Source organism: Vibrio diabolicus (genome assembly GCF_011801455.1).
Taxonomy (GTDB): domain Bacteria; phylum Pseudomonadota; class Gammaproteobacteria; order Enterobacterales; family Vibrionaceae; genus Vibrio; species Vibrio diabolicus.
The window spans coordinates 1,363,829-1,376,606 of the sequence record NZ_CP042452.1 but is presented as its reverse complement, the minus strand read 5'-3'; the positions used below and the strand labels follow the sequence as shown (position 1 = coordinate 1,376,606).

The window sequence follows — 12,778 nt, the reverse complement described above, 5'->3', positions numbered from 1 at the left end:
GTCAAGCTAGCTTGGAAAAGTGCTTAAGCTGTTTCAATATCAATAAAAAACCACCAAATAAGTTGGTGGTTTTGGCAAGCGTCAAATTCTAATTAATCATGAATAGGAACGACTAAAATATCGACTGGTGACTTGTTGATAAGATGTCTTGAGTAGGAAATGATTTTGCTCCAGAAATCTTGATGATGTCCACAAATCAACAAGTCCACTTCTTGCTCTTTGATGGTAATTTCGAGCTTATCGGCTAAATCACCAGTACCCACGAAGAAGTGTTTGAGTGGATAATCCATGTACTCACTGAATGTTCTCAAACATTCCATAGAGTGCTCATTCAGCGGCCTTTGGTCTGGGTTCTCTTTAATGTCTACGAGCTCACGATAAATTTCCCCGTGAGTTCCATCAATATGGATGAATGAAATATCGGAGTCGAGATAGTTAGCCATCGCTACGGCTCTGTCGATCAGAACAGTGCTCTCATCGGACAGTTCGAGTGCAACAAGGATATGTTTGTATTTCATTACCACGCCCTTATGTGGATTAGCTTTACTGTAAGCATAGTATGGCTTGGGCAAAATTTGTGTAGATAAGATCTCGAAATCGTTCAAAGTTTTGATAAATAATGCTGCTTGCTTTTTAGTCAGAAAACCCGCTAAACTTCGCAAATCATTTCTCTAGGAGATTACGCCAACATGAAGAACTAAACCTGTTATCCATATTTTTACTTATTTTTTGGATCTGCAGGGTTAGTAGGCGTAGCTCACTTTCCGATATTTCTTTGCAACAAGACGACTTTTTGATTTGACGTTTATCGTCGAGCTGTACATAAAGCTTAATGCGTTTGTGCACGCGTTTTGTTTCAATCTCAAATCATAGCTACGGCTGTTGTCCCTGTCATACAGGAGGCAAATTATGCCAGTTTTACAAGCTTTTAATGTTAGCCATCAGTTTGATAATGGCGAGACGCTATTCCAGTCTATTTCTTGTTCCATGACTAAACGACGTGTTGGTTTGGTCGGGCGCAATGGCATCGGTAAGTCGCTTTTGGCTTCCATTTTGGCGGGCGAAACTCAACCTGCCAGCGGTGTTGTGACTTCTCCCTCTTCTTTCATGATGTATCGCCAGCAGCCGTCTGATTTGCTTTCAGGTCAGCAATCGATCGCCCAGTTTCTGGGAACAGACTCGGTCTTACATGCTTTAAAGCAGATTGAACAAGGTGATGTTTCTGAGCATTGGTTCGAACTGGTTGGCGAACAGTGGGATATTGAACTGAAACTCAAACAGCAGCTTGCGGCGATGGGCTTACCGCAAGACCCTGATTTCTCTTGTGCTCGGCTCAGTGGTGGTCAGTTGGCGCGTTTGCAGTTATGGCAGTTGTTTGAAAACGAAACGGAACTTTTGATTCTCGATGAGCCATCCAATCACCTCGATACCGAGGCGAAACAATGGTTGATAGAGTCTATGAGGCATTTCGGTGGCGCGATTTTACTCATCAGTCACGATCGCGAGCTGCTTCGAGCAATGGAGGAAATTTGGGAACTCTCGGGCCTAGGTTTACAGGTTTTTGGTGGAGATTACGATGTGTATGCCGAGCAAAAACGCACTGAACTGCAAGCGGTCGAGAGGCAGTTAGCGCAAGTCGATAAACAGAAAAAACGATTAGCCGAGCAAGCCCAGAAAAATCGCGAAAAAGCAGACCAACGCGCCGCGCAAGGGAACAAACTGCGCAAAGACGGCAGTCAGCCCAAAATTTTGCTTGATGGAAAAAAGGATAGCGCGACCGCCAGCGCCTCAAATCGCAATAAGAATGAGCAACTCAGACAAGCGCATTTACAAGCCAAAGAACAGGCGTTGCTATCGCGACATGAGCAGCTCAAAGCGCAAAAGCTTTATCTTGCAGATAATCCGAACCGTTCGCGAAAAGTGTTGTCGATACAAGAAGGTATATTGCCTTTTGGGGATTCTACTCCTATCACTTTGCAGATTTTTGCGAACGATAAAGTCCATCTCAAAGGGAAAAATGGCTGCGGAAAGTCAACCTTGTTAAAGACGTTGCTTGGCGAGTTGTCGTTGCTGAGTGGTGAGCTGCAAGTGAATACACCCTTGTATTATCTCGACCAACACTTTGGCGCAGTGAATCCAAATCTTTCGTTACTTGAGAACGTAATGGAGACCTGCCAAGAGATGACGGAAAGTGAAGCGAGAACCTTATTGGCCGGGATCGGTTTTCGTCGAGACGCTGTGTTTCGGTTGGGATGCATACTCAGTGGTGGCGAGAAGATGAAGCTCGCAATGCTGATCGTCAGCCATCAACACTCCCAGCCTTTGCTGCTGCTTGATGAGCCAGATAATCATCTCGATCTCGAGTCAAAAATAATGCTTAGTCAGGCGTTAAATACATACAAAGGTGGATTTGTTCTGATTAGTCACGACCAAGATTTCGCTTCTGAGTCTGGGGTTTTGCGTCAAATCGAACTGAATTAAACGAAAGAGAGTAAACGCCATCGTAGCTCTTCAGCGTTGTTCCTAAGCTCTACACCGCCACTTACCGATATGTAGAATTGGCGGGAAATGAGGGAGTTAGGATGGCTTTCACAACTCGTTTAATGAAATTAGATTCATTTTGTCGATATATAGTAGAGTTCTGATGTATTGCACAAAAAGACAACAGAAAAATAAAAAGGAATTTCATGAAAAAGAACACCCTAGCATTCGCAACGGCTCTCGCACTCGGAAGTGTGTTGTCTGTGGCGCATGCAAATGAAGCGGCGCAGTCGTCGGTTGAACAGGTAAACCCGAAAGCCATCACGTACCCAACCACACAAAAAGTGGATGTTGTCGATGACTACTTTGGTACAAAAGTGAGTGATCCTTATCGCTGGTTGGAAGACGATCTCAGCCCAGAAACCGCAGAATGGGTGAAGGCACAAAATGCAGTGACGTTTGATTATCTGTTGAAAATCTCTTACCGCGAGCAGATTGAAGAGCGCATTACTAAGCTCATGGATTACGAAAAACAAAGTCAACCGTTCAAAGAGGGTAAGTTCACTTATTTCTACAAAAATGACGGGCTACAAAACCAAGATGTGCTTTATCGGCAGCTAGGTGATGGTGAAGCAGAAATTTTCCTCGATCCAAATACTTTTAGTGAAGATGGCACCACATCGTTAGCGGGAGTGAGCTTTTCACGAGATGGATCTTTAGTTGCATACAGCATTTCGGAAGGCGGTAGCGATTGGCGAAAAGTCATAGTTCTAGAGACAGAAACCAAAAAGCCCGTCGGCGAAACGCTGGTGGATATTAAGTTCAGCGGCATCAGTTGGCTCGGCAATCAAGGCTTCTATTACTCAAGTTATGACAAGCCAAAGGGGAGTGAACTTTCCGCGAAGACGGATCAACACAAGCTCTACTTTCATAAGCTTGGGACGAAACAAAGTGAAGACCAGCTGATTTTCGGCGGCTTTGAGGAAGAGAAATACCGTTATGTTGGCGGCTATACGTCGGATGATGAACGCTACTTGTTTATCTCAGCCAGCATATCGACATCGGGTAACAAACTGTTCTTTAAAGATCTGAGTAAGCCAAACAGCCCGCTTAAAACCATTTTAGATAACACCAGTTCTGATACTTGGGTAATAGACAACCAAGGCACGAAGCTGTACTTGGTTACGAACCTTAATGCACCTAACAAACGCGTCGTGACGGTGGATGCGAGTCAGCCGCAGCCCAAAAACTGGAAAGATTTGATCCCTGAAACAAAGAACGTGTTACGTGTTTCTACCGCGGGTGGCAACTTGTTTGCGAGTTATATTGTTGATGCGATCTCGATGGTGAAGCAATACGACATGAACGGCAAACTCATTCGAGAAATCAAATTACCTGATATTGGCAGCGCATACGGTTTCTCGGGTAAAAAAGAAGAAACCGAGGTCTATTATTCTTTCACCAACTACAAGACGCCAAGCACTACGTATCGTCTGAACATCAAAGATGGTGATAGCGAGGTGTACTACAAATCTAAAGCGCCATTTGACCCTGCTTTGTATGAATCTCGCCAGGTGTTTTACACCTCAAAAGACGGAACAAAAGTGCCGATGATCATCACCTATAAAAAAGGGACACCGATGGACGGCAGTGCACCAACCATCCTATATGGTTATGGTGGTTTCAACATCAGCCTCACACCATCTTTTAGCCCGACACGTGCGGCTTGGCTGGAGCTTGGTGGTGTTTACGCGGTAGCGAACATTCGTGGCGGTGGGGAGTATGGTAAAGAGTGGCACAACGCTGGCATTCAAATGCAAAAGCAAAATGTGTTTGATGACTTTATTGCGGCGGCTGAATTCCTAATCGATGAAAAGGTAACGTCATCAAACAAGTTAGGCATTAACGGTGGATCGAATGGTGGCTTGTTAGTGGGGGCTGTTATGACGCAACGTCCAGAGCTGTTTAAAGTGGCGCTGCCAGCAGTCGGCGTACTGGACATGCTGCGTTATCATACTTTTACCGCAGGTGCTGGTTGGGCGTATGACTACGGTACGGCAGAGCAAAGTAAAGAGATGTTCCAATATCTGAAAGGTTATTCGCCAGTGCACAATGTAAAAGCGGGGGTGGAATACCCAGCAACATTGATTACAACGGGTGATCATGATGATCGTGTTGTTCCTGCTCACTCTTACAAATTTGCTGCTGAGTTGCAGTCAAAACAGGCGGGTTCAAATCCGACCTTGATTCGCATCGAAACCAATGCAGGACATGGTGCTGGCACACCAACGCGTAAAATAATTGAGACAAATGCAGATATTTATAGCTTTGCACTGTTCAATATGGGGATAGAGAAACTGCAATAGTGCGAATCGTTTGCGTTTTTAGTTAACGAAAAGCATTGGTTCTTTGCACTCGAAAATAAAAGGGAATCACAGAGTGTGATTTCCTTTCAATTTATTGTGGAGTAACTATTCTAAATTGACCGCAAGGCTAATTAAATTAAGGTATTTGCAATTTATTACAACTCTCTTCTTTACCTGAAGAGTAATATACGATACAAATAAAACTTGATCGCGATCACCTAACACCATTGCACTCCTTATTTATATGGTAAATTTAATTAATCATTTGCTCTAATGATAATTGAATTTTCATAAGTTTTAATACTCCCTTCTTCGTAAAGCTTACCAAATTTCAAGTTATATAAGATATAAGTAGCAGTGATTGAACTTTTACGACGCTTTATTTTATTTTAATTAAAACGTCTAATGTTTCGTCATTATTAAATTTGCTTTGATAATTTATATTATCCAAAGCGAGTTGTGTTGCTTGCTATTTATGATGACCTCATGACGTGAATAATTTTATAATCATTAAAATGGATACAGTTTTATGAATTTAGTGAAACCGTCTGTTGTTATCATGGCAGCAGCCCTTCAACTCGCGTCTTCTGCTTATGCTCAGACAAATAATGACGAAGAACTACAAGACATGTCTGACCCACTTGCGGTTTACACCCAAGCGGGCTTTGGTATTACTGACAAAGGCGCGAACATCAAAATCGGTCAAACTTACCAATCTAGCCAGCCTGGCACCATGGCGATGAACATCATCGAAATGAAAGGCATTGGTGGTGAGCTATTTGGCATTCGCGACAATGACGATCCAATGTATGCCAATGTTGATGACAGCATTGACTCTTTCCGACTACGTAATTTCCAAGTAGAAGTCGCAAAAGGTCTAGGCCGTCAATTGGATGTAAACTACGATGTTGATAACGATAAATTAGATGCATCTTATAGCTTTATTCAAGGCCTACCTAAGTTTGGCATGTTGCAGTTATTTCCTTTAGCTGGTGCGGGTGTCACTATTGCTAATGGTTTTAGTGGTGATGACAAAGGTTATGAAATTCCAGGTACTTTCACTGTTGTCGGTATGTACTCAAAAATTGAATTAACCGATAAAATCTGGATTAACTACAACCCAATGTATATGCATACATTGTCAGGGTCTAGTCAATATAAAGATACTTATTACGCGGGTGAAGATAATATCTTAACTCATGAGTTTGCGTTGTCTTATCAAATTAATCCTCGCGCAAATATTCGTTACTTTGCAAACTGGAATGAGCACGTTAATTTCGGTGATGGTGATCACCGTATCGAATTTAACTACCAATTCTAACTCCCTCGTTTATTTCCAGAATAGAAAGTGTGTTTATCCATATATTTAAACATTTAGGCTAGGGCACTTTCTACATAAAGTAGGTTTATCATGAAAGCCAAATATAAATTTGCGTTGGTATCTATTGCTATATCTTCTGCATTACTATCAGGATGCAAAACTGGCGATATCGCAACGAAAACAGCCCAAGCACCCTCTGTTGAAACCGTTACTCTAACCGAAACAAAAATCACTCCTTATCATACTTTTATCGGTCGAACTGAAGCGGTAAATGACGTTGATATTATGCCTCGAGTCGGTGGCGAATTAACCGCGATTCATTTTAAAGATGGCGATATGGTCGAAAAAGGCCAATTGCTGTTTGAAATCGACGACCGTCCTTACAAAGCGGCACTGGCGTATGCAAAAGCGTCGTTGCAAAAAGCCAAAGCACAACTCGTTCAAACTACGCGTGATGCAGAACGTGTGAAGAAACTCATCAAAGATAAAAGCATCAGTGAGCAGCAATACGATGATGCCATTGCTGCGCACGCCGCAGCGATTGCTTCGGTAGAAGAGGCGAAAGCGACGCTGGTTTCAGCAAGGCTCGATCTTGAATTTAGCTCTGTGCGTGCTCCTTTCTCTGGCCGCGTGGGTTTCAGCAACTTCCGAGTGGGTGACCGTATTTCGAAAATTCAACTCGTTCCTCTTGTTTCGATCACTCAAATCGACCCAATTCGCTTTGGCTTTGATGTGGATGAGAAGCTCTACCGCCGAGTAAGAAGTGCCATTGATGTGGCTCATCGTAACGATGACAAACTGGATGTTGATTTAACACTGACGCTTTCAGACGGTTCATTGTATCCACTTGATGGCAAGATCTACGCCGTTGGCAATAAGATCGATTTAGAAACAGGCTCAATTCGAGCAGAAGCACAATTCGATAACCCAACTTACGCGCTTATGCCGGGTGAATATGGCAACTTGACCATCAAGTTGCGCAACAAAACCATTGATGGTTTGCTTATCCCATCGGCGGCTGTTCAGCAAGACCAAGCGGGTGACTACGTCATGGTGGTTGGTGATGATCACGTGGTGTCACGTCGTAACGTTGAACTCGGTCAGACCTACGGTGTGAAACGTGCTGTGCTGACTGGCTTGGCGGCTAACGAAAAAGTCATCGTCAATGGTCTACAAAAAGTGCGTCCGGGTGCAACGGTGAAAGACGTTGAACTACAGAGTGAACAAGGCTGAGTGAGTACTGATGTTAAGTAAATTTTTCATTCACCGGCCGAAGTTTGCTTTGGTGATCTCACTGGCGATGACATTGATGGGTATGATCGCCCTGAAAGTCTTGCCAATTTCTGAGTATCCTCAAATCTCTCCAACGGTAATTACGGTGAGCACCATGTATCCGGGTGCAAACGCGGACGTGGTTAAAAAGACGGTAGCACAACCGATAGAAGCCAAAGTCAACGGCGTTGAAGACATGATTTACATGTCTTCTGTGATTGGTAACGATGGCTCATACACATTGCGTATTTACTTCCGAGTGGGCGCAGATGGCGATATGGCGCAGGTTCGTGTGAACAACTTGGTGGCACAGGCGACGTCGTCTCTACCACAAGAAGTAAACCAAATCGGTGTGACGGTTAAGAAGAAATCTTCCGACATGCTAGGCGTTATCACACTGCGTTCCCCGAAACAGTCTTACGACAGTATCTACCTTTCTAACTACGCGGATCTCAATATCGTTGAGCGTCTAAAACGTATCGAAGGTATGAGTGACATTACGCTGCTGGGTAAGAAAGACTACTCAATGCGTATTTGGTTGAACCCAAATAAACTGGCCACCTTGAAGCTTTCTGCTAGCGATGTTATTGGTGCAATTAAAACGCAAAACATCCAAGTGGCGGCGGGTAAGATCGGTGGTATGCCAGCTCCGGGTGACCAGCAATATCAATATGTTTTGCAAACCAAAGGCCGCCTTACTTCTGCGGAAGAGTTCGAGAACATCATCATCCGCGCGAGCAAGAAAGGTTCTTTGATTCGCTTGAAAGATGTGGCTCGTGTGGAAGTTGGCGCACAAGGTTACGAAGCTGATGGTCGTATGAATAACGAACCAGCCGCCGTTCTGGCCTTGTACCAGTTGCCGACAGCGAACGCGCTAGACGTGATGGAACGCGTGAAAGAGGCCATGAAAGAGTACGAGAAATCGTTCCCAGATGATTTGGTCTACGACATCGCGTATGACTCTACCGAATACGTAGAGACATCGATTGATGAAGTGTACGAGACGCTGGTGATTGCGGTACTTCTTGTAACCTTCGTTGTGTACGTTTTCTTGCAGAACTGGCGAGCGACCATCATTCCAACCTTAGCGATTCCGGTTTCCATCATTGCGACGTTCGCAATCATGGGCGTGATGGGCATGACCATTAACACCATCTCGTTGTTTGGCTTGATCCTCGCCATCGGTATCGTGGTGGACGATGCGATCATCGTGGTGGAGAACGTGGAGCGGGTTATCCATGAAGAGCATTTAGACCCGATTCCGGCCACGATCCAAGCCATGAAAGAAGTGACGGGTCCTGTATTGGCAACAACGCTTATTTTGTTGGCGGTATTCGTACCGGTTGCGCTATTGCCGGGTATTTCTGGTCGAATGTTCAACCAGTTCGCGGTCACCATCTGTGTGTCGGTGCTGATCTCTGCGATCAACGCATTAACGTTAACGCCAGCGCTTTGTGCGTTGATGTTGAAATCAACTCACTCGCAACCTATTGCGCCTTTGCGTGCGTTTAACCGAGGTTTTGAAGCAATAACGCGCAAATACCAAGGTTTAGTTGGCTTCTTGAGCCGCCGCATTGTGCTGAGTATCGGTGTGTATGGCGCGCTTATTGCGGTGCTAGCGTTTGCGTTCATGACCGTACCTTCTTCTTTCGTACCAAACGAAGATAAAGGCGTGTTCATGGTCGAAATGCGTTTGCCAGACGCAGCAGCATTGCAGCGTACTGCACCATTAATGAAGAAGTACGTTGATGAGCTAAAACAGATGGAAGGTGTGGAGAACGTGGTTTCGGTTGCGGGCTTCTCGGTAATTAACATGGCGTCGATTCCAAACTCGGGCATGTTGATCATCAAACTGGATAACTGGAGCAAACGTAAAGACCCTGAGCTACACCAACGTGCGTTGATGAACAAAGTTAACCAAATGCTGAACTCAACGCCAGATGCCACTTCGTTCGTTTTCGCGACGCCGGCAATCAAAGGCATGGGTGCGGTGGATGGTTTCAACCTTGTGCTGCAAGACAACTTGGGCCGTTCTCCACAAGAATTGGCAAAAACAACCGCTGATTTTGTTGCCCAAATCAATCAACTGCCTGAAGTGGCGCGAGCGTTCTCGATTTTCCGTGCGAACATTCCGCAACGTTACATCGATATTGACCGCGATAAAGCGATTTCGATGGGCGTACCGTTGAATGAAATCTTCAGCACACTGCAAGCACAGTTGGGCGGCGCCTACATTTCTGACTTCAACTTGTTTGGTCGTTCGTACCAAGTGAAAGTGCAAGCAGAAGAGCAATATCGTGACAACATCGACGACATCGACCATCTGTTTGTTCGCTCAAGCTCTGGAAAAATGGTGTCACTGGCAACGTTAGTGAAAGTGAAGCCGATCTTCGGCCCTGATACCTTATCGAACTACAACATGTTCAGTTCTGCAACCGTGAACGGTGCGCCAGCGCCAGGTCACAGCTCGGGTGATGTTGTAAAAGCCATTGAAAAACTGGCTGCGGAATCTTTGCCAAGTGGTTACTCGTACGAGTGGTCAGGCATGACTTACCAAGAGATGAAAGCAGGCAACATGGCACCAATCGCGTTCGCATTGTCTTTGCTGTTCACCTACTTGTTCTTGGTGGCTCAGTACGAAAGTTGGACCATTCCTGCTGCGGTAATGATGGCGGTTCCAGTCGCGATTCTCGGCGCAATGGGCACGCTACTGCTGGTGGGACAACCGTTCGATTTGTACGTGCAGATTGGTGTGGTCATCTTGATTGGTATGTCCGCCAAAGTGGCGATTCTTATCGTGGAATTTGCCAAAATTCTGCGAGAAGAAAAGGGCTTATCAATCATTGATGCTGCCAAAGAAGCTGCTCGAATCCGTTTCCGTGCAGTACAGATGACTGCGTTCGCCTTCATCTGGGGGGTATTCCCGTTGGTGATTGCATCGGGTGCCGGTGCGGCATCTCGTCACTCACTGGGCTTTGCGGTATTCGGCGGCATGATTCTCTCTACGTTTGTAGGCACGTTGCTGACGCCGGTGTTCTTCGTGATGATGCAATCTCTGCGCGAGAAGTTTAAGCGAAAGAAACCCACTGAACTTGAGGTGAGCGAGCAATAACGCTGATTTCAACTGACTCCACAACCCCCCCACGCTGTGTGCGATTGGCCAATGCCTTTCATTGATATACAACCACCGTCGCAGCGTGGGTTCCCCTAACAATAATAGGTTTTAACATGAAAAATCTTTCAAAAATCGTCGTAGCGAGCTCTCTACTGACGTGTGCTTCTGCGCAAGCGGGTGGGTTATACCTTTACGAAACAACAGCATCGGATATTGGTTTGGCATCCGCTGGTATGGCGGCTCGTGCGCAAGATGCCTCAGTAATGGCTGCAAACCCGGCTGGTCTGGCGAATGTTTCTGGTAAATCTTTCTCTGGTAACCTGATTGGCCTTTACGGTGACGCGCAACTAGACAAGATGACTGGCGATGCTGGCAACGTGATTGGTTTTGTTCCTATGGCGTCGGCATTTTACAGCTAACAAGTGAACGACAAATGGACGCTGGGTATTGGTTTATATGGCAACTACGGCCTTGGTCTCGAGTACGAAGGTCTTTTGGATAATCATTTAGATATTCCTACAGCAACGACACAAGCCTTGACCATTCAACCTTCCGCTTCTTACCGCATCAATGATCACTGGTCTGTGGGTGCGGCGCTTGGCATTCAGTACGGTATGTATGAAGTTGAAGCTGAAGGGACGTTGGCTAGCTCTGACATGCATAAAAAATACTTAGACGAAGACCAAGATACTCAAGTCAACGGCCGAGTAGGTGTGCTTTATGAGGCAACACCAGGCACGCGTCTTGGTCTGTCTTACTCTTCTGAAACCGAATTTGAATTCGACAATAGTAACTCCATTGCTCCGCAACAACTGATCTTCAGTGCTTACCATGAAGTGAATGATGACCTAGCGGTGATGTGGAATGTGAACTGGCAAGACTGGAGCGAATACACAACTGCGCTTAAGGCTGCAGATTTGGTCGATGTAGAGACACAAGACACTTACCAAATCGCATTGGGTACTCAGTACAAACTGAATGAAAAAATGATGTGGAATGCAGGCTTTGCATTCGATACCAGCATGTATGAGAGCCAATCAAACGGTGACATTACCGTCCCTACTGGCAAGGCGTACCGCATTGGTACAGGCATTGATTACAAATTGGATTCAGAAAACTCAATTGGTTTCGCGTTTGAAGCGGTCTTGATGGAGTCTTCAGAAACAGAAACGCCACGCTTACAAGCTGGCTTTGATGAGCCTGCTCTGTACTTCATGAGCATGAGCTACAACTGGAAAAACTAATCACTCCTAATCGCTAAAACGCCTTCCTTACAGGCCATTCTACCCTAACTACCTGCACTGGATGTTGTCATGCCACTTAAGGTAGTTAGGGCGCTTCTGTCACATCCAGTGAGTGATGATTCAAAAAGTATCTGCGCAGCTAAGTGCGGGTATTCAACATCTCAAAGGACTAAAAAATGAAAAATAAACTAGCGTTAGTGTGTACGACTTTGTTGGTCAGTACGCTGGCTCATGGTGCCGAGCATCGAGTAAAAGACAATAAAAACAAGTTGGCGGATGACCCAACAAAAGTCATCACGAAATTTGGCGCGTCTTACGCAAACAACTACGATTTTGATGATCAAAACATCTCATTCTCGGGCTCACTTGCGCTTGACCAAGCGCGCAAAATTAACCTGCGTATCAATGATGATGCGAGCGAGTGGCGTATTGGTGGCTCGTGGTTGTTTCCGGTCGGTATCGTGAACTTCAACTTCGGTAAAAATGAATACGTAAACGGCGCGGATCAAACCAACTACAGCGTTGGTACCTTTATGCCGCTAAGTTATTTCGGGATTGAGCCAGCAGGCTTCCAAATTTTCCCAATGGCAGGCTATACGTACAACACTGGTGATGTTCCCGTATGTGACGGTGCAGAAAGTAGCCACTGTAGCGAGCCTAATTTTACGGGCACTCCAAGTGCAGAGAATGGCTTCAATATGATGAGCTCTTCAGGCAGCAGTGGTTACGTTGGTGCATTTGCGCTGAAATCGTTTACCAAAGAGCTGACGTTAATCAGCTTCGCAGCAGGCACTTACGGCTCAGAAAACAGTGAAGGAGAGAACTACAAAGGCTTCTTTGGTGGTATCGGCCTTGGTTATCTCGTGAATAAACGTCACTCGTTTAACGTAATGACGTTTGTCATGGACAACAACACCTATTTAGATGAGGCAGATAGGCGCGTCGCATTATCTTACCAATATCAATTTGAATAAATTGA

General features: G+C 45.3%; 7 protein-coding genes and 1 pseudogene. 7 read left to right on the top strand and 1 reads right to left on the bottom strand.

Going from position 1 to position 12,778, the window contains the following annotated elements:
• Positions 1-92: 92 nt before the first annotated feature.
• The gene (locus tag FR741_RS21390; RefSeq protein ID WP_005392539.1) at positions 93-518 is read right to left on the bottom strand and encodes a universal stress protein; all 426 of its coding nucleotides are present in this window, start codon (positions 516-518) and stop codon (positions 93-95) included.
• Positions 519-909: 391 nt separating this feature from the next.
• Between FR741_RS21390 and FR741_RS21385 the strand changes: the two genes are divergently transcribed.
• The 7 genes and pseudogenes from FR741_RS21385 to FR741_RS21355 all read left to right on the top strand — a co-directional run bounded on the left by FR741_RS21385 (position 910) and on the right by FR741_RS21355 (position 12,773).
• On the top strand, positions 910-2,481 hold the full coding sequence (locus tag FR741_RS21385; protein ID WP_167427661.1) for an ATP-binding cassette domain-containing protein: 1,572 nt from the start codon (positions 910-912) through the stop codon (positions 2,479-2,481).
• A gap of 206 nt (positions 2,482-2,687) precedes the next feature.
• Positions 2,688-4,847 (top strand): prolyl oligopeptidase family serine peptidase, encoded by a 2,160-nt coding sequence (locus FR741_RS21380; protein WP_167427660.1) that lies wholly within the window; start codon positions 2,688-2,690, stop codon positions 4,845-4,847.
• 529 nt (positions 4,848-5,376) lie between these two features.
• Entirely contained in the window at positions 5,377-6,168 is a 792-nt protein-coding gene (locus FR741_RS21375; protein ID WP_021450687.1) for a hypothetical protein, read from the top strand.
• A gap of 90 nt (positions 6,169-6,258) precedes the next feature.
• On the top strand, positions 6,259-7,401 hold the full coding sequence (gene vmeP, locus FR741_RS21370; RefSeq protein WP_005391278.1) for an efflux RND transporter periplasmic adaptor subunit VmeP: 1,143 nt from the start codon (positions 6,259-6,261) through the stop codon (positions 7,399-7,401).
• A gap of 10 nt (positions 7,402-7,411) precedes the next feature.
• A complete protein-coding gene (gene vmeQ, locus FR741_RS21365) occupies positions 7,412-10,552 on the top strand; it encodes an efflux RND transporter permease subunit VmeQ (RefSeq protein WP_167427659.1) in 3,141 nt (1,046 codons plus the stop codon).
• Positions 10,553-10,668: 116 nt separating this feature from the next.
• Positions 10,669-11,799, top strand: a pseudogene (locus tag FR741_RS21360) (OmpP1/FadL family transporter).
• Between the two features lie 176 nt (positions 11,800-11,975).
• Positions 11,976-12,773 carry a hypothetical protein gene (locus tag FR741_RS21355; protein WP_104970180.1) on the top strand — a complete coding sequence of 266 codons (798 nt, stop codon included), beginning with the start codon at positions 11,976-11,978 and terminating at the stop codon, positions 12,771-12,773.
• The last annotated feature ends 5 nt before the right edge of the window (positions 12,774-12,778 follow it).